Origin of the sequence: Streptomyces sp. NPDC051310 (genome assembly GCF_044455245.1) — a bacterium.
Classification (GTDB): Bacteria; Actinomycetota; Actinomycetes; order Streptomycetales; family Streptomycetaceae; genus Streptomyces.
This window is the reverse complement of the sequence record NZ_JBITEO010000002.1, coordinates 179908-204905: the sequence shown is the minus strand read 5'-3', so window position 1 is coordinate 204905 and position 24998 is coordinate 179908. Positions and strand designations below refer to the sequence as shown.

The window sequence follows — 24998 nt, the reverse complement described above, 5'->3', positions numbered from 1 at the left end:
GTCGCCCGAAGGGCGGCCCTGTGGCGTCAGGTGCGTGCTCTCGGTGTACCGGGCCCTGACCCTCGTACTGGATGTACTCGGGTCTGGGCCCGGTGCGGCGAGAGTGCGTGCATGGCGTCGCGGGGCAGACGGGAATGTGACGACAGGGCCTAGAGGGTCCCGCCGCCGTACGGGTCCGGCCGCCACGGTATGGGGAAACGGTTCGTCCTCGGCATGGTCACCGCCCCGCCCACCGGGTAGTGAGGAGGCGTCACACCACGGCATCACCACGGAGGAGGCCACATGGCCCAGGGCAGGGCGACGAAGGCGACCGGGGAGTTCCGCGCGGCGCGGGACTTCCTGCTGCGGCACCGGGAGGACTGGGAGACCGCGTACAAAGGGTTCACCTGGCCCCGGCCGGAGCGGTTCAACTGGGCGCTGGACTGGTTCGACGTCATCGCCGCCGGCAACGACAGCACCGCGCTGCACATCGTCGAGGAGGACGGCACCGATACCCGCGTGTCCTTCGCGGCGATGTCGGAGCGCTCCGACCGGGTGGCGAACTGGCTGCGCGGGCTCGGGGTGAGGCCCGGCGACCGGATCCTCGTCATGCTCGGCAACCAGGTCGAGCTGTGGGAGACGGCGCTCGCCGCGATGAAGCTCCGGGCCGTCGTCATCCCCGCGACACCCCTGCTGGGGCCCGCCGACCTCGCCGACCGCGTCGAACGCGGCCGGGCCCGCCATGTGATCGTACGGGCCGAGGACACCGGCAAGTTCGCGGACGTCCCCGGCGACTGGACGCCGATCGCCGTCGGCGGACGCGTACCGGACTGGATCGCCTACGAGGACGCCTACGGCGCCTGCGCGCCGTTCGTGCCCAGCGGGGACACGCGTGCCGACGACACCCTGATGCTGTACTTCACCTCGGGCACCACCGCTCGCCCCAAGCTCGTCGAGCACAACCACGCCTCGTACCCCATCGGCCACTTGGCGACGATGTACTGGATCGGGCTGAAGCCCGGTGACGTGCACCTGAACATCTCCTCGCCCGGCTGGGCCAAGCACGCCTGGTCCAACCTCTTCGCGCCCTGGAACGCGGAGGCGACCGTCTTCATCCACAACTACACCCGCTTCGACGCCGCCCGCCTGATGGCCGAGATGGACCGGCACGGCGTCACCAGCTTCTGCGCCCCGCCCACGGTGTGGCGGATGCTCATCCAGGCGGACCTCGGCGCCCTGCGCACCCCGCCCAGGGAGGCCGTGGCGGCCGGCGAACCGCTCAACCCCGAGGTCATCGAGACGGTACGGCGCGTGTGGGGGGTGACGATCCGCGACGGCTTCGGCCAGACCGAGACCGCCGTCCAGGTCTCCAACAGCCCGGGCCAGCTGCTGAAGGCCGGCTCCATGGGGCGGCCGAGCCCCGGTTTCCGCGTCGAGCTGCTGGACCCGGTGACCGGCCGGCCGGGCGCGCAGGAGGGCGAGATCGCGCTGGACCTGTCCGCGTCGCCCGTCGGGGTGATGACCGGCTACCACGGCGATCCGGAGCGTACGGCCGAGGCCATGGCGGACGGCTACTACCGCACCGGTGACATCGCCTCGCGCGACGAGGACGGATACCTCACCTACACGGGCCGGCGGGACGAGGTGTTCAAGGCGTCGGACTACAAGATCTCGCCGTTCGAGCTGGAGAGCGCGCTGCTGGAGCACGAGGCGGTCGCGGAGGCCGCGGTCGTCCCGGCCCCCGACCCGGTGCGGCTGGCCGTGCCCAAGGCCTACGTCGTCCTGGCCGCCGGATGGGAGCCGGGCCCGGAAACGGCGAAGCTGCTCTTCGCGCACTCGCGCGCCGTCCTCGCACCGTACAAGCGCATCCGCCGCATCGAGTTCGCCGAGCTGCCGAAGACGGTGTCCGGGAAGATCCGCCGGATCGAGCTGCGCGAGCGCACGGCGGCGGGCTCGACCGCCGAGTACGCCGAGGGGGACCTCGCATGAGCCTCTCCTACGCACACGGGACGAGCGGCACCCCGCTGCTCGGCGACACGATCGGGGCGAACCTGGCGCGGACGGTCGCGCGCCACCCCGATCGCGAGGCACTCGTCGACGTGCCGTCGGGGCGGCGCTGGACGTACGCGGCGTTCGACGCGGCGGTGGGGGAGCTGGCGCGCGGGCTGCTGGCGGCCGGGGTCGGCAAGGGTGACCGGGTCGGCATCTGGGCGGTGAACTGCCCCGAGTGGGTGCTGGTGCAGTACGCCACGGCCCGGATCGGCGCCGTCATGGTGAACATCAACCCGGCGTACCGGGCGCACGAGGTCGCCTACGTCCTCCGGCAGGCCGGGATCTCGCTGCTGATCGCCTCACTCGCCCACAAGGGCAGTGACTACCGGGCCCTGGTGGAACAGGTGCGCGCCGACTGCCCGGCGCTGCGGTCGGTGCACCACATCGGCGACGCGTCCTGGGACGCGCTGCTGGCCCGCACCGCGCCGGAGGAGGAACTCGCCGCCCGGGAACGGGAGCTGTCCTGCGACGACCCGGTCAACATCCAGTACACCTCCGGCACCACCGGCTTCCCCAAGGGCGCCACGCTCACCCACCACAACATCCTCAACAACGGCTACTTCGTGGGGGAGTTGCTCGGCTACACCGAACAGGACCGGATCTGCGTCCCCGTGCCCTTCTACCACTGCTTCGGCATGGTCATGGGCAACCTGGCCGCCACCACGCACGGCGCCACGATCGTCATCCCGGCCCCGTCCTTCGAGGCGGCCGCCACCCTGCGCGCCGTCCAGCAGGAACGCTGCACCTCGCTGTACGGCGTGCCCACGATGTTCATCGCCGAGCTGAACCTGCCCGACTTCGCCGCGTACGACCTCTCCTCGCTGCGCACCGGGATCATGGCCGGGTCGCCGTGCCCGGTGGAGGTGATGAAGCGGGTCGTCGCGGAGATGCACATGGCGGAGGTGTCGATCTGCTACGGCATGACCGAGACCTCGCCGGTCTCCACGCAGACACGGCGCGACGACGACCTGGAGCGCCGTACGGGGACGGTCGGCCGGGTCATGCCGCACGTCGAGGTCAAGGTGGTCGATCCGGTCAGCGGTGTGACCCTGCCGCGCGGCGAGGCGGGCGAGCTCTGCACCCGCGGCTACGGAGTGATGCTCGGCTACTGGGACGAACCGGAGAAGACGGCGGAGGCGATCGACGCGGGGCGCTGGATGCACACGGGCGACCTGGCGGTGATGGGGGACGACGGCTACGTCCGGATCGCCGGCCGCATCAAGGACATGATCATCCGGGGCGGTGAGAACGTCTACCCGCGTGAGATCGAGGAGTTCCTGTACAGCCACCCCAAGATCGCCGACGTGCAGGTGGTGGGCGTGCCGGACGAGCGGTACGGGGAGGAGATCCTGGCGTGCGTGATCCCGCGCGACCCGGCCGATCCGCCGACGCTCGACGACGTGACCGCGTACTGCCGCGAGCGCCTCGCGCACTACAAGATCCCGCGGCGCATCGCGGTCCTGGACGCCTTCCCGATGACGGTCAGCGGAAAGGTCCGGAAGGTGGAGCTGCGCGAGCGGTACGCGTCGGGGTGAGGTCGCGATAGGCGGCGGGCCCGGGTGCCAGGGCGTGCGGCGGGCCCGGGTGCCCGGGTGCGCGGATGCGGGCGTGCCCCGGCTCAGGCGCCGCGCACGACGAGTTCGTCCGCCGAGCTGTTGACGGGCTGCGGCGTGCCGGTGAGGTCCATGACGAACAGCGGCAGCCGCAGGTCCTCGGCGCGTGCGCGGGCCGCCTCCTCGTACCCCGCCAGGGAGAAGTGGACGCTCACCGCCGAGGCCGCGAGGCCGTTGAGCCACAGCAGCTCGATCGCGCGCAGGGACACGGGCCTGGTCGTCGGATCGACCTGGGCGACCAGGCCCGGCCCCCGCAGGTCGATACCGGACGACGCCGGGCGCTCGTCGGGCTGGACGACGTCGCGGAAACCGAGCCAGCGCAGGTAGAGCGCCGCCGCGGTCACCGCGTCCCGTGCCGTGCGGATGGTGACCGGGTTGAAGGAGGGGCGAGGGGCGGCCGCCGTCCGCGGCAGCGGGATGTGCGCCGGGGCGGGCGCCGTCGAGACCCCGGTGGTCGCGGTCGTGGCGGCGGCCGGCCCGGACGCGGCTCCGGCCGCGCCACCGGAGGGCGGTACCGCGGAGGTCACCGGCCGTACCGGGATGCGCAGGACCGTGCCGCAGGGGCAGCCGAGCTCGGGCTGCGGCCACTGGCCCTGGCGCCCGCAGGCCCCGCAGCGGACCGTGACCCATTCGTCGGTCCAGGTCCGGTGGGTGATCGGCTCGGCCGGAGCGCCCTTCAGCAGGGGCGGGGCCACCGGGGCGCCGCAGGCGCACGGGTAGACGGGTGGCGCATACGCGTGCGCTCGCCGACAGGCCGGGCAGCGTACCGGCACGTTCTCTCCCACGACGGCCCCCTTCGTTTCCGTCGTCCATCGTCCACCAAGCGTGCCCCCCTTGGGGAGGTCTTCGGCCACTCCGTGGCGGAACAGGTCCCCTCCGGGCCGCTGGCCCGGTGCCGTCGACCCTTGACGGCCGTTGCGTCGGCAACCTACATTGCTTCCGTATACCAGAAGTACACTTCCGCATTACGGAATCGAAGCTCTCAGGTGGCGCGACAGAGCCCGATCCGCCAGGCCGAAGCAGGAGCACTCCATGCCTCGTATGACCGCCGCCCGAGCGGCAGTTGAGATCCTCAAGCGTGAGGGCATCACCAACGCGTTCGGGGTCCCGGGCGCGGCCATCAACCCCTTCTACAAGGCGCTCAAGGAGGGCGGTGGCATCAGCCACACGCTCGCCCGCCACGTCGAGGGCGCGTCCCACATGGCCGAGGGGTACACCCGGGCCAAGGCCGGCAACATCGGTGTCTGCATCGGCACGTCCGGCCCCGCCGGCACCGACATGATCACCGGCCTGTACTCCGCCATCGCGGACTCGATCCCGATCCTCTGCATCACCGGCCAGGCGCCGGTCTCGAAGCTCCACAAGGAGGACTTCCAGGCCGTCGACATCGCCTCGATCGCGGGGCCGGTCACCAAGGCCGCGACCACCGTCCTGGAGGCCGCGCAGGTGCCGGGCGTCTTCCAGCAGGCGTTCCACCTGATGCGCTCCGGCCGTCCCGGCCCGGTCCTCATCGACCTGCCGATCGACGTCCAGCAGACCGAGATCGAATTCGACCCGGAGACGTACGAGCCGCTCCCGGTCTACAAGCCGCAGGCCACCCGCGCCCAGGCCGAGAAGGCCATCCGGTTCCTGCTGGAGTCCGAGCGCCCGCTGATCGTCGCCGGCGGCGGCATCATCAACGCCGACGCCTCCGACCTGCTCGTCGAGTTCGCCGAGCTGACCGGCGTCCCGGTCATCTCCACCCTGATGGGCTGGGGCACCATCTCCGACGACCACGAGCTGAGCGCCGGCATGGTCGGCGTCCAGACCTCGCACCGCTACGGCAACGCGACCTTCCTGGAGTCGGACTTCGTCCTCGGCATCGGCAACCGCTGGGCCAACCGCCACACCGGCTACAACCTCGACGCCTACACCCAGGGCCGGACGTTCGTCCACGTCGACATCGAGCCCACCCAGATCGGCAAGATCTTCGCCCCGGACTACGGCATCGCCTCCGACGCCAAGGCCGCGCTGGAGCTCTTCATCGAGGTGGCCCGGGAGCTCAAGGCCGAGGGCAGGCTGCCCGACTTCAGCGCGTGGGCCGCCTCCGCCCAGGAGCGCAAGGCCACCCTGCAGCGCCGCACGCACTTCGAGAACATTCCGATGAAGCCGCAGCGCGTGTACGAGGAGATGAACAAGGCCTTCGGCCCGGAGACGCGCTACGTCACCACCATCGGCCTCTCGCAGATCGCCGCCGCGCAGTTCCTGCACGTCTACAGGCCGCGCCACTGGATCAACTGCGGCCAGGCCGGCCCGCTCGGCTGGACCATCCCGGCCGCCATCGGCGCCGCCACCGCGGACCGGGAGACCCCGATCGTCGCCCTCTCCGGCGACTACGACTTCCAGTTCATGATCGAGGAGCTGGCGGTCGCCGCCCAGCACAAGGTCCCCTACGTCCACGTCCTGGTGAACAACGCCTACCTGGGCCTGATCCGCCAGGCACAGATCGGACTCGACATCAACTTCCAGGTGAACCTGGAGTTCGAGAACATCAACACGCCCGAGCTCGGTGTCTACGGCGTCGACCACATCAAGGTCGCCGAGGGACTGGGCGTCAAGGCCATCCGGGTCACCGACCCCGAGGAGCTGGGCGCCGCGTTCGAGCAGGCCAAGAGGCTCGCCGCCGAGCACAGCGTGCCGGTGGTCGTCGAGGCCATCCTGGAGCGCATCACCAACATCTCCATGAGCAGGACCGTCGACATGAGCGACGTCACCGAGTTCGAGGAGATCGCCACCGAGCCGGGCCACGCCCCGACCGCCATCCGCCCGCTGGTCTGACCCGCCCGCGCGGCCCCGCGGGACGACGGCCCCCGCCCCGGGATCACCGGGGCGGGGGCCGTCCCGCGTCGCGCGGGGACCATGGGGCCGGTCGCCCGGCCGGTCCGGGGATGCCGGAGGGCCGCCGGTGGGGGGTCGCGGGTCGGGCCGCCGGCGTGCGGTGCCGGTCGCCCGGCCGGGCCGGGGGACGGTGGTCAGGCGGGCCAGCGCAGCGCGCGCAGGACGCGCCGCTCCACGCGGGCGGTGTCGTCCGCCCGTATCTCGACCTTCAGTTGTTCGTTGGAGGCCAGCACGCCGTTGCGGGTCGCGGCGACGTGGAGCAGGCCGTCCGCGCCGATCACGCCGCAGTCGATCGGCAGGTCGAGCGACGGCCTGCGGGTGGCCAGCGGCAGGTCGTGGAAGCGCACGGTGACGCGCGTGCCGGTCCGCCCGCGGACCGTGACGTACGCGGTGACGGTGTACGTGCACGGTCCCTGCAGCAGCGCCGTGTCGTCGGCCATCCGCAGCAGCTCGTACTTCCCCGCCTCCAGGGCCGGACCGCCGGCCTCGGACTCGGTGATGACGCTCGGCATGGGATCCTCCTCTGACGGTGGCGGGAGCTCGCCGTTCGCCCGGGCGACGATCCCGGGGAAGACGACGTTCTTGAACTGGCGCACGCGCGCGTCGCCGGGGCAGGCCGTGCCGGACACGGCCCAGGCGCTGTGCAGCCGGTGGTATCCGTAGCCGGGGTCCGAAGCGGTGCGGCAGATCCGCAGCGGGATGCCGTGGCGCTGGTGCAGCCACACCCCGAGCCGGATCAGCTGCTCGACCTGCTTGTCCGTCCACGGGTCGGTGTGCTGGAGGTTCGACGCGGTCTCGACGGACACGGCACCGGTCCCGTCGGGCCGCCGGTTCGCCTGGTAGTTGGCGTCGGCGCGGGTCTCGGTGCCGATGTACTGGGCGAGGTCACCTTGGTACCCCAGCCCGAAATGGCTCTCCAAATCGGTTGAGTCGCGCCAGTACTCGTACATGCGGCGTGCGGTCCACGGGGCGGCGATGCTGTGGAGGATGAACTGGGTGGGCCGGATCGCCGGCTGGGCGTCCGACTCGGGCTGTAACTCCATACGGGTGGCGGCGGGATACCACGCCATGGGGCGGCCCCCTTCCCTACGGGAGCGGGCACCGGACAGGTGCACGGTGAGTGATGCTCAGTGGTGTTTTACCCACTGTGCGTAGCCGTCACCCGCGCTAGAGCTGCCGAAGGTGGTCGTGCAGCCTGCGTGCGCACGCGGCCATGAGGGCCTCGGCGCCGGGCTGTTGGGCGGCCGGGACGAGCGACTCGGTGAGGACGGCGACGGCGAAGGCCCGGCCGTCGGAGTGCTCGACGACACCGATCTCGTGGCGGAGGTTGAGGAGGGTGCCGGTCTTGGACGACCAGGTGGTGGCGTCCGAGCTGAAGTCCGGCGCCAACCGGTGGCGCAGCATGTTGTGCGCCATGAGGTCGCGCACCCGTCCGGCCACCTCCGGGTGGATCGCCGAGGGGGTCCACAGCGCCCGCAGCAGTTCCACCCAGGCGCGTGCGCTGCCGGTGCTGGCGCGTGTGGTGTCGAGCTGGGGGACGCGGTGGCCGCGGCCGCTGGTGCCGGCGTCGATCGCCAGGGCGTGGGCCAGGTGGGCCTGGTCGGCGTCGAAGCGTTCCACGGGGGTGTCGGACAGCTCCCGCATGCCGTGCCGGACGGTCATCCCGCGGAGCCCCGACTCCTGCAGGACGGCCGCGACCCGGGCCGGCGGTGTCACGCCGAAGAGGGCGTCGGCGGCCGTGCCGTCGCTCACGCAGGTGCTCAGGTAGAGCAGGTCGTCGATGGCGATCCGGGCGGGGTGGCGGAACCGGCTCAGCCCGGTGGGCCCGGGCGTGGTGATCCGCCCCGGTTCCACATCGAGCACCGTCGCCCCGTCGAGTTCGCCCCGCCGGATGCGCTCCGCCGTCGCCAGCGCGAGCGGGACCTTGACCAGCGACGCGGCCGGGAGCTGGATATCCGGCTCGATCCCCAGTTCCTCGCCCGTGTGCAGATCCCGTACGAGCAGGCAGCCCCGCAGGCCGCCGTCATGCAGCTCCCGGCGCACATCGCGCAGCAGCGCCTCGGTGGTCACGCTCCGCCGCCTTCCGCGCCGCTCCCCGGAAGACCGGCCGCGGCCGGCGGGACGCCACCCCGTGCGGGTGAACTCCCTGTACGCGCCCCCGCGTCCGCGGCCGTGACCGTTCCCAGGCAGCGCGCGATGGCGTCACCCAGACGCGCCTCGAGGCGCTGCGCGTTGCCGTCCGCCGCGGCCACGAGGGCGAATCCGCGGTGGAGGGTGGCCTCGCCCAGGGGCCGCCAGTGCAGGCCGAGCTCCTCGGCCTGGGCGGTGGAGCACACGAGCAGGTCGCGGGAGGACAGTACCTCCGCGGTCGCCGTGGTCAGATCCGACGCGACCACGAGCTGTGCGGGCCGCAGGCCGAGCGCGTCACGCAGCCGCGTCAGCGGGTCCCGGACGTGCGGCACGTCGTCCTCCGGCTGGAGCCACAGGCGGCGGGCCGGGCCGGACGACGCCCGTCCCACCCGCAGCGTCTCCAGGTAGACGCGCTTCACCCCGGGGTCCCGGGCCGCGGCGACCCCCAGCGGCACCGACCACCGCGCCTCGTCCACCGGCACCGCGAGCAGGGCGGCCCGCACCTGCTGCGCCTGGACGAACTCCGTGCGCCGCGCGGGGTCGGCGACGCGGAGGTCGAGGGTCACACCGAGCCCGCGCGCCTCGGCGACCAGCCGGGCGAGCCCGGCGGTGGAGCAGATGCCGGGCACGGCCAGCCGCCAGGGCTTGCGCCGGGCGGCCTCCGCCTCGTGCAGCAGCACGTCGGCCGCCTGCACGAGCTGACGGGCCACCGGAAGCATGTCCCGTCCGAAGGGGGTGAGGACGGCCCGGCGCGACGTGCGCTCGAAGAGCTGCTCGCCGAAGCGTTCCTCCAGGGCGGCCACGCGGCGGCTGGCCACCGGCTGGGACATCCGCGCGGCGGCGGCCCCCACGGTGAAACTGCCCCGTTCGCCGACGCTGACGAACGCCCGGCACGCCCCCACGAGATCCACGACCCCGACCCTATGCCAATTCCGCATGGAACCGCGCGGAACCGTATTGGACCGCATGGCAGCACGCGGGCGAAGGTGGCACCGCACTGACGATCCCCTGCCCCCGTACCTGCTGGGTACAGGGGGGAACCGGAGGTTTGGACCATGCAACGCACCCGTGTCCGGCGGGTCTTCGCCGGCGCCCTCGTCGCCCTGACCCTCGTCCCGCTCGCGGCCTGCGGCCGGGGTGACGTCCCGGCCGCGCCGACCGCGTCCCAGGCGTCCCCGACGGCGACGCGCCCGGGCGCGGCCGCGCGGACGGAGCCGTACATCCGTGAACTCAAGGCACTGGAGCGGAAGTTCGGTGCCCGGCTCGGCGTCTACGCCGTCGACACCGGCACCGGGCGCGAGGTGGCCCACAACGACGGCCTGCGCTTCCCGTACGCGTCCACGTTCAAGGCGCTCGCCGCCGGTGCGGTGCTGCGGAAGTACACCGTGGACGGGATGGGCGAGAGGGTCACCTACTCCCGGGACGAGCTGGTCGAGCCGTCCCCGGTGACCGAGAAGCACGTGGGGACCGGAATGACGCTGGACGCGCTCTGCGAAGCCGCCGTCCGCTTCAGCGACAACACCGCGGCCAACCTGCTCCTGGACCGGCTGGGCGGGCCGAAGGGCCTGGACGCCGTCCTCGAGGGCCTCGGTGACGACGTGACCCGGATGGAGCGCCGTGAGCCCGAGCTGGGCCGGTGGACGCCGGGGGACACGCGTGACACGTCCACCCCGCGGGCCCTGGCGGGGGACCTGCGTGCCTTCGTGCTCGGCGACGTCCTGGGGCCCGCGGAACGCGCCCGGCTGACGCGGTGGCTGAAGACCAACGTCACCGGGGACGAGCTGATCCGCGCCGGGGTGCCGAAGGGCTGGGTCGTCGGCGACAAGACCGGGACGGGCGGCTCGTACGGCGCGCGGAACGACATCGCCGTGGTGTGGCCTCCCGACGGCGCCCCCATCGTCATGGCGATCATGTCGAACCGCGGTGAGAAGGACGCCGAGCACGACAACCGGCTGATCGCGCAGGCCGCGTCGGTGGTGGCCGGCGCCCTGCCGTGACGGTGCGCGCGCTCCGGCTCACGATTCGTCCGTTCGAGGAGGCCGGTTCTCGCGAATTCCGGGTACCCGGAGTGCATGACGGATGGTGTTGTGGACTCGGACGAACTGCTCCGCAGGATCCGGCTCGCCCGGGACTGGGCGCGGCAGCAGGAGGAACGCAAGACGGACGAAGGCACCGCGGCGACGTACCGCGTGGTGCGCGAGGTCCTGGACGTGATCGTGGACCCGTCCCACCACTGAGCGCGGGCACGGTGGCGCGGCCGCAGCCGCGAGTGCGGATTGCGGCCGTGCGGTCGGCTCACGCGCCCCTGCGGGTGCGGGGCGCGGCCGTGCGACCGGCCCCGCGCGGAGCGTTGTGCGAGGCGCGGGGGAGGACGAGCGCTGCCCGCGGACGGTTGCAACGGTTGTTCGGTCGCACGCAGTTCGTACGTCTCCTGAGCGCAGGGCCTCTCCTGCCGTTACGGTCTCCGGGTGACCGAACTCGACACCGTGCACGCCACCCGCGTGGCGTACGACGCCATCGCAGCCACCTACGCGCAGCAGTTCCACGACTCACTGCGCGACCGCCCCTTGGAGCGCGCGCTCCTGAGTGCCTTCGCGGAGCTGGTGCGGGCGAACGGCGACGGAAGGGTCGCGGACCTCGGCTGCGGACCGGGCCACGTCACGGCCCACCTCCACGGGCTGGGCCTGGACGCCTTCGGCGTCGACGCCTCCCCGGTGATGGTCGAGCTCGCCCGCGAAGCCCATCCCGGACTGCGGTTCGAGGTCGGCTCGATGGCCGCGCTGGACATCGGGGACGGCGCGCTGGGCGGGGTGCTCTCGCGGTGGTCCGTGATTCACACCCCGCCGGAGGAGCTGCCCGCCGTCGCGGCCGAGATCGCCCGGGTCCTGGCTCCCGGCGGGCACCTTCTGATCGAGTTCCCCGCCACCGACGGCCCCCAATACGCGACGCAGCCCTACGACCACGCGGTGGTGACGGCCTACCGCTGGTTCCCCGACCGCCTCGCCGCGCTCCTGCGCGAGCACGGATTGGTGGAGTCGGCCCGCCTGGTGACCGAGCCGGCCCCCACGGACCGGCGGCAGTTCCAGGAGGTCCAGCTGCTCGCGTGCAAGGCGTAGTCCGGGGGCGACCGTGAGGGCATGAGGAAGGGCGCGGAGCCGGGGGACCGTAAACCCCGGCTCCGCGCCCTGGTTCTTCGTGGGTGCGGTGACGTTGGTGACCGTCCGACGGTGCGAGGCTGGCGCGACAGGACGTTCGCGCCGCCGGACGGATTCCAGGGGGAGGTGCCGGGACCGTGGCGGCGGCGACGGGGGTGCCGTCCGCCCTCCCTTCAGGTCAAGAAGGGGGACGGCGCTTCCCTACCACCGCACTGGCTCGCGCGCCGCCACGGTCCACGACCTGTCCGTACCACCGACCACCCCTCATCCGGGCCGGTGGTCCGGACCGCGCACGGCAGCAGACCTCCCGTCAGGTGCCGTACGCCGTCTTGCGGGTGTCAGTCCTCGCGCAGGGCGCGGACCGCCTCCTCGACGCGCTTGCCGTAGTCCGGGTCCGCGGCGTGGAAGTGGGCGAGGTTCTTCTCGATGACGTCCTCGCGGGAGACCTGCGACAGGCCGCCGGCGATGTTCGCCACGAGGCGCTGCTTCTCCTCCTCCGACATCAGGCGGTAGAGCTCACCGGCCTGGAAGAAGTCGTCGTCCTTGGTGTGCAGCGGCGCGGCGTGCGTGCCGGTGTGGCCGTGGACGGCCAGCGGGGCCGAGAGCGGCGTGTCGGTCTGGGCCGGACCGGAGTACGAGTTGGGCTCGTAGTTCTTGTCGTGGCGCGAGCCGTTGCGGGTGGCCATGAGGCCGTCGCGGCCGTAGTTGTCCGCCACGGTCGCCTTCGGGGCGTTGACGGGCAGCTGGGTGTGGTTGACGCCGAGGCGGTAGCGGTGGGCGTCCGCGTAGGCGAAGAGGCGGCCCTGGAGCATCTTGTCCGGGGACGGGCCGATGCCGGGGACGAAGTTGTTCGGCGAGAACGCGGCCTGCTCGACCTCGGCGAAGACGTTGTCCGGGTTGCGGTCCAGCACCATCCGGCCGACCCGCTGCAGCGGGTAGTCGGCGTGCGGCCACACCTTGGTGAGGTCGAACGGGTTGAAGCGGTAGTCCGCCGCCTCGGCCGCCGGCATGATCTGCACGTACAGGGTCCACGAGGGGTTCACCCCGCGCTCGATGGCCTGGAGCAGGTCGGTCTGGTGCGAGTTGGCGTCCTTGCCGACCACCTCGGCGGCCTGCTCGGACGACAGGCAGCGGATGCCCTGGTTCGTCTTGAAGTGGTACTTGACGAAGAAGGCCTCGCCCTGGGCGTTCGTCCACTGGTAGGTGTGCGAGCCGTAGCCGTTCATGTGGCGGTACGAGGCCGGTATGCCGCGGTCGCCCATGAGCCAGGTGATCTGGTGCGTCGCCTCGGGGGCGTGCGCCCAGAAGTCCCAGACGTTGTCCGGCTCCTGCTTGCCCGTGAACGGGTCGCGCTTCTGCGAGTGGATGAAGTCGGGGAACTTGATCGGGTCCTTGATGAAGAACACCGGGGTGTTGTTGCCGACGAGGTCGTAGTTGCCCTCTTCGGTGTAGAACTTCACCGCGAAGCCGCGCGGGTCGCGGACCGCGTCGGCACCGCCCAGCGAGTCGGCGACGGTCGAGAAGCGGATGAACAGGTCGGTGCGCTTGCCGGTCTCGGAGAGGAAGTCCGCCTTGGTGTACGCGGTGACGTCGTCGGTCACCTCGAAGTAGCCGTACGCGCCGGAACCGCGGGCGTGCACCACGCGCTCCGGGATGCGCTCCCGGTTGAAGCGGGCGAGCTTCTCCAGCAGGTGCTGGTCCTGGAGGAGGAGCGGGCCACCGACGCCGGCGGTGGCGGAGTTCTGGTTGTCGGCGACGGGGGCGCCGGACTCGGTCGTAAGCACGCGCTTCGACATGGTGACCTTCCGTGCGGGAGCTGCTGAGCGGTGTCAGGAGCGTAGGTTCGCTCCGATTCAAACGTCAACAGTTTGTTGAAATGTAGGTGGTGAATCCGGGCCGCGGCTGCGCCTGGGCGCGACAGGACAGGTGTCGGCGCAGCCGCGGCCCGGATGCAGGGGGAGGGCCGTCGGGGACGCGGAGGGGTCAGGACCTCACGCGTGCCGTCGGGCCCTCGGGGCGAGCCGCCGGGGCCCGCCCGGTCAGGCGACCTGCCGGCCGGAGAGGCGCTCGACGGCACGCAGCAGGGCCGAGTGGTCCAGGCCGCCGTCACCCTGGGCGCGCAGGGAGGCGACCAGCTGGGCGACCACGGCGCCGACGGGAAGGGCCGCGCCGACGTTGCGGGCGGCGTCGGTGACGATGCCCATGTCCTTGTGGTGCAGGTCGATCCGGAAGCCCGGCTTGAAGTCGCGGTTCAGGAAGTTGTCCTTCTTGCGGGTCAGCACCGTGGAGCCGGCCAGACCGCCGTTGAGGACGTCCAGGGCCGCGTTGAGGTCCACCCCCGACTTCTCCAGGAAGACCACGGCCTCGGCGCACGCCTGGATGTTGACCGCCACGATGAGCTGGTTGGCGGCCTTCACCGTCTGGCCGGAGCCGTGCGGGCCGCACAGCACGATCGTCTTGCCGAGGGCCTCCAGGATCGGCTTGGCCGTCTCGAAGTCGGCCTGCTCGCCACCGACCATGATCGACAGTACGGCCTCGATGGCGCCGGCCTCACCGCCGGAGACGGGGGCGTCCAGGACGCGGATGCCCTTCTCCGCGGCGGCCTTGGCCAGGTCGACGGAGGTCTGCGGGGTGATCGACGACATGTCGATCAGCAGGGCGCCGGACCTGGCGTTCTCCAGGATGCCGTCGGGGCCGTACGCGATGGCCTCGACCTGCGGGGAGGCGGGCACCATCGTGATGACCACGTCGGCGTCCTTGACGGCCTCGGCGATCGAGGAGGCGGCGGTGCCGCCGGCCGCGGCCAGGCGGTCCAGCTTGTCCTGCTCCAGGGTGAACCCGGTGACGCTGTAGCCGGCCTTGATCAGGTTCTCGGACATGGGGGAGCCCATGATGCCGAGGCCGATCCACGCGATCGCCGGGCGGGTGGGCTGGGAGGAAGCGGCGGGATTGCTCATGAGGGTGCCTCTCGAGAACTGGTGGTGCGGAAGGAAGTCAGCGGGCGGCGCGGGCCTCGGCGGGGAGCCAGTCGAACGACTCGGCGCTCGGGCGGTCGCCGGCCTTGTACTCCAGGCCGACCCAGCCGTCGTAGCCGGCCTTGGCGAGCTGGTCGAGCAGCTCCTCCAGCGGCAGGGAGCCGGTGCCGGGCGCGCCGCGGCCGGGGTTGTCGGCGATCTGGACGTGGCCGGTCTTCGCGGCATACGCCTCGATGACCTGGGCGACGTCCTCGCCGTTCATCGACAGGTGGTAGATGTCGAGGAGGAAGGCGGCGTTGCCGAGGCCGGTCGCCGCGTTCACCTTGTCCACGACCTCGATCGCGGCCGGTGCGCTCACCAGCGGGTAGAGCGGCGACTCCGGCTTGTTCAGCGTCTCGATCAGGAGCTTCGCGCCGAACCGGTCGGCGGCGCGGGCCGCGATGACCAGGTTCTCCAGGGCGAGCTCGTCCTGGACGGCCGGGTCCACGCCCTCGACGCGGTTGCCGTACAGCGCGTTGAGCGCCGTGCAGCCGACCGAGGCGGCGAAGTCCGCGGCCACGTCGATGTTGGCGCGGAAGCGGTCCGACTCCTCACCCGGTACGGAGAGGGCGCCGCGGTCCGGGCCCGGGAGGGCGCCGGCGTAGAAGTTCAGGCCCACCAGCCGGGTGCCGGCATCGTCCAGCGCCTTCTTCAGGGCGTCGAGCTCGCTCTGGTCGGGCGTGGGCGTCTCGATCCAGGGCCACCACAGCTCGACCGCGGTGAAGCCCGCCGCGGCGGCGGCCGCGGGGCGCTCCAGGAGCGGGAGTTCCGTGAAGAGGATCGACAGGTTCACATCGAAGCGCTGGTCCGTGTATCCCATGAGGGGTTCGGCGCTCCTTCCGTATTGCGGAAGTTCGTTTCTGCTTAACGGAAGATTGCCTGCCGTGGGGGAGGGCTGTCAAGAGCGGCCCGCAAAACGGCCGACAAAAAAGGCGCCTTCCGGGCGATGGCCCGAAAAGCGCCTCGACGGCTTGTGCACCGCCACAACCAGCTACAACGCGTCCACGGCGCTCACCTTCCAGCCGCCGGAGGTGCGCGCGAGGGTCATCCGCACCCGGTTCAGGTCGACGCGAGGCCCCGAAACCTGGGTGCTCGTCGTGACCTGGTTGACGAACAGCAGCACGACCGCCCGGTCCGGCGACGCCGATACCACCGACACGGCCGGCTCACCGCCGCCCGGCGGCGCCACCACCGTCGCCCGCACCACGCCCCGGTACTTCCGGGCGGTCGGCGCCACCACGCTCGTGGTCGTCCTCCGGTACTCGTCACGGAACGAGCCGGTGAGGTGCGCCCGGGCCGCCGCGAAGTCCCGGTCCAGATGCCGGTGGTCGTACGACAGGACGACGGGCGCGGCCTTCCGCGCCGCCTCGGCCGCCCCGGCGCGCGCCCGCTCGGCCGCGCGCCCCTCCCGGTACTCCAGCGCCAGCACGGCCGCCGCGACCAGCCCCAGGACGATCAGCAGCGCCAGCACGGCGCACACCAGGCCACGCCGCCGCCCGGAGCCGCCGGCGCGGGCGGGCGACGCGTCGCCACCCGGGTCCGTCTCCCCGTCCGGCCCCTCCCGGTCCGCGTTCCTGTCCAGGTCCCCGTCCGGCTGATCCGGCCCCTCCCGGTCCGGGGACTCCCCGTCCGGTTCGGGCGCCTCGGCCCCGGGCGGGGGGTCTTCCGGGCGGAGGGTGCGGCCCGCCACCACACCCTCCGCGGGCTCTCCGGCGCGCTCGGCGCGCTTGGCCGCCGCCCGGGCGGCCGCGGACAGGGAGCGGCGGGCGGGGGAGCCCGTGCCGCCCCGGCCCCGAAGGCTCGTGTTCGCCATCACGTGTGTCCTTTCAGCCGACGAACTCGACGTCGGACGTCAGCCAGCGCCCGCCCTCGTGCACGAGATCGAGCTGGAGCCGGTACGTACGCGCCTGCCCCTGCGGGGCGGCGGTGTTGGTGACCCTGCTGTCGGCGACCACCAGGACGCGAGCGGTGCGCTCGTCGGCGCGCGTGATGCCCGCCTCCAGCACCTGGCCCTCCGACACGGACTTGTTCGCGGCCACCAGCTTCGTCAGCTCCGCGGTCTGTGCCGCGAACTGTTCCTTGAAGTCCCCGGTGGCGCCCTTCAGCACGTTCGCGCTGTCCCTGTCGTAATGCCGGTAGTCGAGCGAGGTGAAGTTGAGCGCCGACTGCCGGGCGGCGGCCAGGATGTCCTGTCGCCGTTGCTCCTCGGCCCGCTGGTCGTACACCTGCAGGCTCAGCCACCCGGAGAGGACCGTCACCGCGGCGGTCGCCACCGCCAGCGCCGCGGGCAGCGCCCTGCCGCGCCGGGCGGCCTCCCTCAGTCGCCGTGTCGCGCGGGAGAACGGCAGGCCTGTCATGCCATCGGTCCGACGAGCAGCCATTGCCACGAGTCCTTTCCGAACACACTCTGTTCGCCGCCCGTCGAGCCGATCTCGACGGGAGTTCCGTCCGGCCCGGCCGCCATGCCGGTTTCCGGGTCGTACGGGGTGATGTACGCGGCCGGGTCGGCGCCCCGGCCCGCACGGGAGCCCCCCGAAGGCCCGGGGGCGTTCTGGGCGCCGCGTACGGAGGTCGCGGCGCCGCGCGGGGCCGTGCAGCGCGCGCCGGTGTCGGCCGGCCGGTCGGAGGTGTCCGCCGGGTCGCGGCGCTGCGTCCCGTATCCCTGCCGGCACGGCGGCGGGTCGTCCTGGCCGGCGACCATCCCGAAGTGGGTGGTGCCGTCACCGGGGATGACGGTGTAGCTGCCCGCCACCACCACGGGGAAGGTGACCAGGGCCTGCTCCACCCCGGGCAGCCGGGCCACCGTGATCTGGCCCCCGCTGATCAGATTGCCGAGCAGGACGGGCAGGTGGGGCCTGGTCGTCGTCAGGAGCGAGTTCACCTCCTGCGCGGCGGGCGCCCCGGCGCCGATCAGCCGCCGGATGTCGCCGTCGCTGGACTTCAGCTCGGCGGTGAGCGCCGCCAGGTCGCGCGAGAAGGACGTGATCGCCGAGCCCTTGTCGGCCTGCGTCTTGAGGACCGTCCGAGAATCCTCGATCAGCGACACGGTCTGCGGGAGCGAGTCGGACGCCGACTCGACGAGCAGGTTTCCCGAGTCCACCAGCCTGCTCAGCTCCGGGCCGGTGCCCGCGAACGCCTTGCCCAGCTCGTCCACCGTGATCCGGAGGTCGTCCTTTCCGACGGAATTCACCAACCGGTCCAGGCTGACGATCAGATCCGTCGCGGGCAGCGGCACACGCGTGTCGCGGCGGGCGATCGCCGAGCCGTCCCGCAGATAGGGGCCGCCCACTCCGCGCGGCTGGAGGTCGACGTACTGCTCGCCGACCGCCGACCGGTTCGCCACCACCGCCAGCGTGTCCGCCGGGATGCGCGTCCCGTCCTCGATATCCAGGACCACTCTCACCCCGTCGCCGTCCGTCAGGCGCAGCTCGCCGACCCGGCCCACCGGCACTCCGCGATAGGTGACCTCGGCGCCCTTGAAGATGCCCCCGGAGTCGGCGAAGTCGGCTTCCACGGTGTAACCGCGGTCGAACAGGGCGTCGGCCAGCCCCGTGTACTCGGCTCCGACGTACGACACGCCCACGGCGGTCACGGTGGCGAAGGCGAGGAGCTGGGCCTTGACCGTACGGGTGATCACAGCAGCATCCCCTTCAGCATCAGCTCCGCGAGGGCGGGATCGGTACCGGACGGGAAACCGTCCTGGTCCCCGGCGGACGTGTGTGCCACCGTGCACACCGGCGGGCAGAGCGGACCGCCGTCGTCCGCGGGCCGGGAAGGCGCCGTCGGCAGCGGAGCCGGCTCCGGTACGCCCGGTACGCCCGGTACGTCCGGGACCTGCGGTACGGGAACCTCCGGCACCTCCGGCAGCCCCGGCCTCTCCGGCAGACCGGGTACATCAGGTGCCCCGGGCTTCGCGGGCTCGTCGCGGAGGTTGCCGTAGATGCTCGCCAGATCCAGGTCGGCGGTGATCCTGAGGTTGACGTAGTCGCCCTTGATCGCGCCGACCACGTTGCGCGGGAACGGATACGTCGTCAGCAGCTCCAGCGCGTTCGGCAGATCGTCGCCCGCCTTGTTCAGCTGCTCCAGGATCGGCCGCAGGGCGCGCAGATTTGCGACCACGTCGGCACGTGACGCGTTGATCACCTTCGTACCGGTCGTGCTCAGCGTCGACAGGGACGTCAGCATCGCCGTCAGCTTGCGCCGCTGGTCCGCCAGCACCTTCAGCGCCGGCGGTACGGTGTCGAGGGCGGACGTGATCGTCTTCTTCTCCGCCGCCAGCCGCTTGGAGAGCCGGTCGATGCCGTTCAGGGCGCGGACGATCTCCGTGCGCTGCGAGTCCAGCCCGCCGATGAAGGTGTCCAGTTCGCCCAGCAGCGACCTGACCCGGTTCTCCCGGCCCTCCAGGGCCTTGTTGAGCTCCGTGGTGATCGTCTTCAGCTGGGCGACCCCGCCGCCGTTGAGCAGCGCGGACAGCGCGGACAGCACCTCCTCGATCTCCGGGTTGCGGCCGCTGCGGGACAGCGGGATACGCGCCCCGTCCTTCAGCCGCCCGGCCGGCGCCGCGTCCACGGGCGCCGACAGCGCCACGTACTTCTCACCGAGCATGCTGGTCTGCCGCAACTCGGCGACCGCGTTGCCCGGCAGCTTCACCGAGTCGGCGATCCGCAGCCGCACCCGCGCGTGCCAGCCGTCGAGCTCCACCTTCTCGACCGCGCCCACGGTCACGTTGTTCACCTTCACCGCCGACTGCGGCACCAGGTCCAGGACGTCACGGAACTCGACCGTCACCCGGTACGCGTCGCCGTCGGCGGCCGCGCCGCCCGGCAGCCCGACGTCGTACAGCCCGTCGAAGCCGCTGCCCGAGCAGCCCGTCAGCAGCAGAGAACCGGCCGCCGACCACACCACCGCGGTCACACGGAGGCCCCTCATGCGTCCTCCTCCAGGATTCCGCCCAGCGTCCGGTCGACCGGGCCGGTCCCGGCGGCAGGTGCCGCCGGGACCGGCCCGAGCTCGGGAAGGGAGGCGAACAGCTTCTTCAGCTCCTTGCAGTCCGCCGCCTTCGCCTCGCCCGTCGTGCTGAGCAGCGAGCACAGCAACGAGGCCGGATCCTGCGGGTGGTCGGGGTTGTTGCGGGTGTCGAGGGTCCCGGAGGACGGGTTGTAGGCGTTCTGCAGGTTCGACAGCCCGGTCGGTGCCACCTCCAGCACCTCCGCCAGCGCGGCGCGCTGGGTCACCAGCACCTTGGTGACCTCGGCGAGCCCCTCCACGTTCGACGACAGGGACTTCTTGTTGTTCCGTACGAACTCGGACACGTCCGCCAGCGCCACACCCAGGTGCCGCAGCGCGGCCGCCAGGTCCTTGCGCTCCCCGGCGAGCTGGTCGGCCACCTTCGCCAGGCTGTCGTTGAAACCCCGGACGCTCTTGTCGTCGGCGGCCAGCGCCGCGGTGAACACCTGGAGGTTGCGGACCGTCCCGAACAGGTCCTGCCGCCCGTCGGACAGCGTCGTCACCGCCAGGGACAGGTCCTCCACCGTCCGGTGCAGGTTCTCCCCCTGCCCTTCGAGGTTGTCCGCGCTCACCCCCAGCAGCCGGGACAGCGAGCCGTCCTTGTTGGCACCGCGCGGGCCGAGCGCCTCCGACGTGGTGTGCAGGCTGTCGAAGACCCGGTCCAGCTCGACCGGCACGGCCGTCCTCTCCTCCGGGATGACGTCGCCGTCGCGCAGCCGCGCGCCGCCCTTGTACACCGGCAGCAGCTGCACGTATCGGTCGCTGACGACCGACGAGTTGATGATGGCGGCCTTGGCGTCCGCGGGGACCTTGCGCCCGGAGTCGTACTCCAGCGTCACCCGCACCCGTTTCCCCTGCGGGGTGATCTCCGTGACCTCACCGATGCGTACGCCCAGCACCCGCACGTCGGAGCCCGGGTAGATGCCGACCGTGCGCGGGAAGTAGGCGGTGACGCGGACGGGCTCCGGCTCGGGCCACAGCACCACGGCGCCCGTGGCGACGACCGCGAGGGCGACGGCGGCGGCGATCAGCCGACGCGCCTTCACGGCGGTGATGCCCTTCATGCCCTTCATGACGTACCTCCCGTGCGCGGGACCACCGGGGCGGCGACCATGTTCTGGATGTAGCTGTCGAACCAGCGGCCGTTGCCGAGGGTGTTGGTGAAGACCCGGACGTACGGGGCCATCAGCTTGATCGAGCGGTCGAGGCTCGCCTGGTTGCGTTCGAGCATCGCCACCACCTGGTTCAGGCCCTTGAGCGCCGGACCGATCTCCGTGCTGTTGTCCTTGACCAGGCCGGACAGCTGGATGCCCAGCGCCGCCGAGCTCTTGAGCAGCGCGTGGATCGCCGCCCGCCGGTTCGCGATCTCGGTGAACAGCTTGTCGCCGTCCTTGACCAGCGCCCGGAACTCGCCCGACCGCTCGGCGAGCACCCCGCTGACTCCCCTGGCGTGGGCGAGGAGTTCCCGCAGCGCCTGGTCGCGGGAGGCGACCGTGCGGGAGATCCTCGACAGGCCCTGGATCGAGGCCCGCACCTCGGCGGGGGAGTCCTCGAACGTCGTCGAGATGGTGTTCAGCGCTGTCGCCAGCCGCTCGGTGTCGACCTGCTCGGTCGTGGTGGTCAGGTCGCTGAAGGCCGTCACGACGTCGTACGCGGGTGTCGTCCGCTGCAGCGGTATCTCACTGCCCGGCTCCAGCTGCCCCGGCCCTTTCGGCTCCAGGGCCAGGTACTTGGCGCCCAGGATGGTCTTGATGCGGATCGCCGCACCCGTCCTCGTACCGAACGCGGGATCGCCCTTCACCCGGAAGACCACCTTGACGTGGTCCCCGTCCAGGTCCACCTCGTCGACCTTGCCGACCTTCACCCCGGCGATCCGCACCTCGTCACCCGGTTTGAGCCCGCCCGCCTCGGAGAAGGCCGCGCTGTAGGTGTCGCCGTCACCGATCAGCGGCAGGCTGTCGGCGTTGAACGCGGCGACGGTCAGCAGCGCGAGTGCGGTCAGACCGGCCGCGCCGATGGTCACCGGGTTCCGGTCGCGGAACGGGATCATGCGGGGCCGTTTCGTACGGGGCCGTTTCATGCGCACCTCGCCCGGGCGACGTGGAGCTCGGGGGTGATGACTTCCTCGGTCTTCGGCAGCACGATCCGGCCGTCGAAGTCGCAGAGGTAGAAGTTGAACCAGGAGCCGTACGAGGCGGTCCTCGTCAGTTTGTCGAGCTTGTTCGGCAGCCGCTTCAGCACGCCCTCCACGGTCTTCTCGTTCTCGTTCAGGGTTCCGGTCAGCTCGGTCAGTTCGGCGATGTCGGCCTTCAGCGGCGGCCGGGCGTCCTCCAGGAGGCCGGAGGTGGCCTCCGTCAGGTCGTTGATGCTCACCAGCGACTCCCCGATGGGCTTGCGGTCCGCCGACAGTCCCGAGATCACCCGCTGGAGCTGCTCGATCAGCCCCGAGAAGCGGGCGCCCCGCTGGTCGAGCGTCGCCAGCACGGTGTTGAGGTTGTCGATGACCGAACCGATCAGCCGGTCCCGGTCGGCGAGCGTGGTGGTCAGGGACGCGGTGTGCGCGAGGAGGCTGTTGACCGTGCCGCCCTCGCCCTGGAGGGTCTTGACGATCTCGGTGGCGAGCTGGTTGACGTCCTTGGGGCTGAGCGCCGCGAACAGCGGCTTGAAGCCGTTCAGCAGCGCGTTCAGATCGAGGGCCGGCTGGGTGCGCGACAACGGGATCGTCCCGCCGGGCGGCAGCCGGGTGCCGTCGCCCGCTCCTTCCGTCAGCGCGATGTACCGCTGCCCGACCAGGCTGCGGTACCGGATGACCGCACCGGTGCCGGCGAGCAGTGGCCGGTCCTCGGTCACCGTGAAGGTGACCTCCGCCAGCGTCCGGTCCTTGATGGCGATCTCCTCCACCTCACCGACCCGCACGCCCGCCACCCGGATGTCGTCACCCTCCTCCAGGCTCGTCACATCGCTGAAGACGGCCTTGTAGGTGTGTTCCGGCGTGAACGAGATGCTCACGATGGTGGCCGCCAGCAGCGTGGTCGCGAGGACCGTCACCACCGCGAAGAGACCGAACTTGATCAGCGGTGCCGCGGTGCTGCGTGCGCTCTTCGTACGGCTCATGCGACGCTCACCGCCGTCCCCCGGGCCATCGGACCGAACAGCAGCGTCGCCACCGCCGGCACCTCGTCGGCCGGTACGCCCATGACGGGCGCGACGAGCGAACCCACGGCCCGCTGCTCGGCCGCCGTGGCGGACGACTGGTGTGCGGTCGCCCCGCCGGCCGTCACGTCACGCGTACCGTCGTCGAGCTTGGTGTGGCCGGCCGGGACACCGGGGCCGGGGAGCCCTCTGCAGTTCGGGCCGGAGCGATCCGCGTAGCGCGGCTCCTCGCCCGGCTCGTAACCCGGGCGGGGACGGACGATTTCCAGGGTGATGCGCATTTTTCCGCCTCTGAAGGTCTCTTCCGCCGCCTCCTCCTGCCGCACCAGGCCCTTGAGCAGGCACGGGTACTCCGGCGCGTACCGGGCGAACAGCGCCAGCGTGGGGCGGGAGACGCGGCCCAGGGTGATGAGCCGTTCGCCGTTGTCGTCGAGGAAGCCGTCAGCGGTGCGGGACATGGTCGCCGTGGAGGTGAACAGGGCGGCCAGCTGGTCCTGCTTCTCGACGATGGTGCGGCTGGTGGTGACGGTGTTGCGCAGGATCTTCATCAGATCGGGCGCGGCGTCCCCGTACACCTCGGCCACATCGGCGAACCGCGAGATGTTCTCCTTGATGGACGGCATGTGCGGGTTCAGCCGGCTCAGATAGTCCTCGACGCGCACGAGGTTGTCGCCGATCCGGTCGCCCCGTCCCTCCAGGGCGGTGGCGAACGCGGAGAGCGTGGCGTTGAGCTCGGCCGGCTTCACCGTCCGCAGCAGCGGCAGCAGGTCGTTCATCAGCTGCTGCACCTCCATGCCGACCGCGGTGCGGTCCTGGCTGATGACGTCACCGGCGCGGATGGGGCGCGTCGTCGAGCCGGGAGGGGCGACGAGGTCGACGTACTTCTCGCCGAACAGCGTCTTGGGCAGCAGCCGCGCCTGCACATCGGCCGGGATGCGCGGGACGTGCTCCGGCTTCAGTGCGATGTCGAGGGTGGCCTTCTCGCCGTCCGCCCGCACCTCGCGCACCTCGCCGACCAGCAACCCGCGCAGCTTCACGTCGGCCCGGGGTTCCAGCTGGTTGCCGAGCGTGCCCGCCTCCAGCGTGATCCGTACGACGGAGGTGAACACCTGCTGGTAGACGGCGACGGACAGTGACAGCAGCAGGGCGAGGGCGACGAGGAAGACGATCCCGTACAGCCGTAGTTTCACAGGCGTGCTCATCGGCCCCTACCCCGCAATCCGTACGGTCGTGCTGGCGCCCCAGATCGCCAGGCTGAGGAAGAAGTCCAGGACGTTGATGGCGACGATGGACGTCCGCACACCCCGGCCCACCGCGACACCGACACCGGCGGGGCCGCCGCTCGCGTAGTAGCCGTAGTAGCAGTGCACCAGGATGATCACGACGGCGAAGACGATCACCTTGCCGAAGGACCACAGGACGTCCACCGGAGGCAGGTACTGCTGGAAGTAGTGGTCGTACGTGCCCGCCGACTGGCCGTAGTAGCCGGTGGTGATGGTTCGGGCGGCGAAGTACGAGGACAGCAGCCCGACCACGTACAGCGGGATGACCGCCACGAAACCGGCGATCATCCGCGTCGTGACGAGGAACGGGAGGGACGGGACGCCCATCACCTCCAGCGCGTCCGTCTCCTCACTGATCCGCATCGCGCCCAACTGGGCGGTGAATCCGGCGCCGACGGTCGCCGACAGCGCGAGCCCGGCCACCAGCGGGGCGATCTCCCGGGTGTTGAAGTACGCGGAGAGGAACGCCACGAAGTTCGACGTGCCGAGCTGGTTGAGCGCCGCGTACCCCTGGAGTCCCACCTCCGTGCCGGTGAAGAAGGACAGGAAGGCGATGACGCCGACCGTGCCGCCGACCACCGCGAGCGCGCCCCGGCCGAAGCTCACCTCGGCCAGCAGCCTGAGGACCTCCTTCTTGTAGCGGCGCAGGGTGCGCCCGGTCCACGCCAGTGAGCGGCCGTAGAAGACGAGTTGGGCGCCCAGCTCCTCCAGGCGTTGCAACAGGGCCATACGTCC

22 protein-coding genes are annotated in these 24998 nt (G+C 71.6%); 6 read left to right on the top strand and 16 right to left on the bottom strand.

Annotated elements, in window-relative coordinates; all coding sequences use genetic code 11:
* The first annotated feature begins 282 nt into the window (after positions 1 to 282).
* Together ACIA79_RS03745 and ACIA79_RS03740 are read left to right on the top strand one after the other, a co-directional pair.
* Positions 283 to 1968 carry an AMP-binding protein gene (locus ACIA79_RS03745; RefSeq protein ID WP_399426511.1) on the top strand — a complete coding sequence of 562 codons (1686 nt, stop codon included), beginning with the start codon at positions 283 to 285 and terminating at the stop codon, positions 1966 to 1968.
* Positions 1965 to 3566 carry an AMP-binding protein gene (locus tag ACIA79_RS03740; protein WP_399426510.1) on the top strand — a complete coding sequence of 534 codons (1602 nt, stop codon included), beginning with the start codon at positions 1965 to 1967 and terminating at the stop codon, positions 3564 to 3566. The genes ACIA79_RS03745 and ACIA79_RS03740 overlap by 4 nt, the downstream gene beginning before the upstream one ends.
* Before the next feature lie 83 nt (positions 3567 to 3649).
* Here the strand turns inward: ACIA79_RS03740 and ACIA79_RS03735 are convergent, their stop codons facing one another.
* Positions 3650 to 4429, bottom strand: a complete 780-nt coding sequence (locus tag ACIA79_RS03735) for a hypothetical protein (protein ID WP_399426509.1) — start codon at positions 4427 to 4429, stop codon at positions 3650 to 3652.
* Positions 4430 to 4676: 247 nt separating this feature from the next.
* Here ACIA79_RS03735 and gcl point away from each other — a divergent pair, with 247 nt between their 5' ends.
* Positions 4677 to 6461, top strand: a complete 1785-nt coding sequence (gene gcl, locus ACIA79_RS03730) for a glyoxylate carboligase (RefSeq protein WP_399426508.1) — start codon at positions 4677 to 4679, stop codon at positions 6459 to 6461.
* 194 nt (positions 6462 to 6655) lie between these two features.
* On the opposite strand, the gene ACIA79_RS03725 is transcribed toward gcl, so the two are convergent.
* From ACIA79_RS03725 to ACIA79_RS03715, 3 genes are all read right to left on the bottom strand, one after another.
* A complete protein-coding gene (locus tag ACIA79_RS03725) occupies positions 6656 to 7591 on the bottom strand; it encodes an N-acetylmuramoyl-L-alanine amidase (protein ID WP_399426507.1) in 936 nt (311 codons plus the stop codon).
* Positions 7592 to 7688: 97 nt separating this feature from the next.
* Complete coding sequence (locus ACIA79_RS03720) at positions 7689 to 8591, bottom strand: serine hydrolase (protein WP_399426506.1); 903 nt, start codon at positions 8589 to 8591, stop codon at positions 7689 to 7691.
* Complete coding sequence (locus ACIA79_RS03715; protein WP_399426505.1) at positions 8588 to 9562, bottom strand: LysR family transcriptional regulator; 975 nt, start codon at positions 9560 to 9562, stop codon at positions 8588 to 8590. Before ACIA79_RS03715 ends, ACIA79_RS03720 begins: the two co-directional genes overlap by 4 nt.
* A gap of 144 nt (positions 9563 to 9706) precedes the next feature.
* Between ACIA79_RS03715 and bla the strand changes: the two genes are divergently transcribed.
* The 3 genes from bla to ACIA79_RS03700 all read left to right on the top strand — a co-directional run bounded on the left by bla (position 9707) and on the right by ACIA79_RS03700 (position 11767).
* The gene (bla, locus tag ACIA79_RS03710) at positions 9707 to 10648 is read left to right on the top strand and encodes a class A beta-lactamase (RefSeq protein WP_399426504.1); all 942 of its coding nucleotides are present in this window, start codon (positions 9707 to 9709) and stop codon (positions 10646 to 10648) included.
* A 75-nt stretch (positions 10649 to 10723) separates the two neighbouring features.
* Positions 10724 to 10888 (top strand): hypothetical protein, encoded by a 165-nt coding sequence (locus ACIA79_RS03705; protein WP_399426503.1) that lies wholly within the window; start codon positions 10724 to 10726, stop codon positions 10886 to 10888.
* 231 nt (positions 10889 to 11119) lie between these two features.
* On the top strand, positions 11120 to 11767 hold the full coding sequence (locus tag ACIA79_RS03700) for a class I SAM-dependent DNA methyltransferase (RefSeq protein WP_399426502.1): 648 nt from the start codon (positions 11120 to 11122) through the stop codon (positions 11765 to 11767).
* Positions 11768 to 12144: 377 nt separating this feature from the next.
* Here ACIA79_RS03700 and ACIA79_RS03695 read toward each other — a convergent pair whose 3' ends face one another.
* The 12 genes from ACIA79_RS03695 to ACIA79_RS03640 all read right to left on the bottom strand — a co-directional run bounded on the left by ACIA79_RS03695 (position 12145) and on the right by ACIA79_RS03640 (position 24992).
* Positions 12145 to 13602, bottom strand: a complete 1458-nt coding sequence (locus ACIA79_RS03695; RefSeq protein WP_399426501.1) for a catalase — start codon at positions 13600 to 13602, stop codon at positions 12145 to 12147.
* Between the two features lie 243 nt (positions 13603 to 13845).
* Positions 13846 to 14763 (bottom strand): 2-hydroxy-3-oxopropionate reductase, encoded by a 918-nt coding sequence (locus ACIA79_RS03690; RefSeq protein WP_399426500.1) that lies wholly within the window; start codon positions 14761 to 14763, stop codon positions 13846 to 13848.
* 37 nt (positions 14764 to 14800) lie between these two features.
* Positions 14801 to 15640, bottom strand: a complete 840-nt coding sequence (locus ACIA79_RS03685; protein ID WP_399426499.1) for a TIM barrel protein — start codon at positions 15638 to 15640, stop codon at positions 14801 to 14803.
* A gap of 171 nt (positions 15641 to 15811) precedes the next feature.
* Complete coding sequence (locus ACIA79_RS03680) at positions 15812 to 16633, bottom strand: hypothetical protein (RefSeq protein WP_399426498.1); 822 nt, start codon at positions 16631 to 16633, stop codon at positions 15812 to 15814.
* A 13-nt stretch (positions 16634 to 16646) separates the two neighbouring features.
* On the bottom strand, positions 16647 to 17177 hold the full coding sequence (locus ACIA79_RS03675; RefSeq protein ID WP_399426497.1) for a hypothetical protein: 531 nt from the start codon (positions 17175 to 17177) through the stop codon (positions 16647 to 16649).
* Positions 17174 to 18457, bottom strand: coding sequence for an MCE family protein (locus ACIA79_RS03670; protein WP_399426496.1), 1284 nt, complete (start codon positions 18455 to 18457; stop codon positions 17174 to 17176). Before ACIA79_RS03670 ends, ACIA79_RS03675 begins: the two co-directional genes overlap by 4 nt.
* Positions 18454 to 19749, bottom strand: coding sequence for an MCE family protein (locus ACIA79_RS03665; protein ID WP_399426495.1), 1296 nt, complete (start codon positions 19747 to 19749; stop codon positions 18454 to 18456). The genes ACIA79_RS03670 and ACIA79_RS03665 overlap by 4 nt, the downstream gene beginning before the upstream one ends.
* A complete protein-coding gene (locus ACIA79_RS03660; protein WP_399426494.1) occupies positions 19746 to 20900 on the bottom strand; it encodes an MCE family protein in 1155 nt (384 codons plus the stop codon). The genes ACIA79_RS03665 and ACIA79_RS03660 overlap by 4 nt, the downstream gene beginning before the upstream one ends.
* Entirely contained in the window at positions 20897 to 21877 is a 981-nt protein-coding gene (locus ACIA79_RS03655) for an MCE family protein (protein WP_399426493.1), read from the bottom strand. Before ACIA79_RS03655 ends, ACIA79_RS03660 begins: the two co-directional genes overlap by 4 nt.
* A gap of 26 nt (positions 21878 to 21903) precedes the next feature.
* Complete coding sequence (locus ACIA79_RS03650) at positions 21904 to 22941, bottom strand: MCE family protein (protein ID WP_399426492.1); 1038 nt, start codon at positions 22939 to 22941, stop codon at positions 21904 to 21906.
* On the bottom strand, positions 22938 to 24182 hold the full coding sequence (locus ACIA79_RS03645; protein WP_399426491.1) for an MCE family protein: 1245 nt from the start codon (positions 24180 to 24182) through the stop codon (positions 22938 to 22940). Before ACIA79_RS03645 ends, ACIA79_RS03650 begins: the two co-directional genes overlap by 4 nt.
* 6 nt (positions 24183 to 24188) lie before the next feature.
* Positions 24189 to 24992: an MlaE family ABC transporter permease gene (locus ACIA79_RS03640; RefSeq protein ID WP_399426490.1), complete on the bottom strand. Its 804-nt coding sequence runs from the start codon at positions 24990 to 24992 to the stop codon at positions 24189 to 24191.
* Between the last annotated feature and the right edge of the window lie 6 nt (positions 24993 to 24998).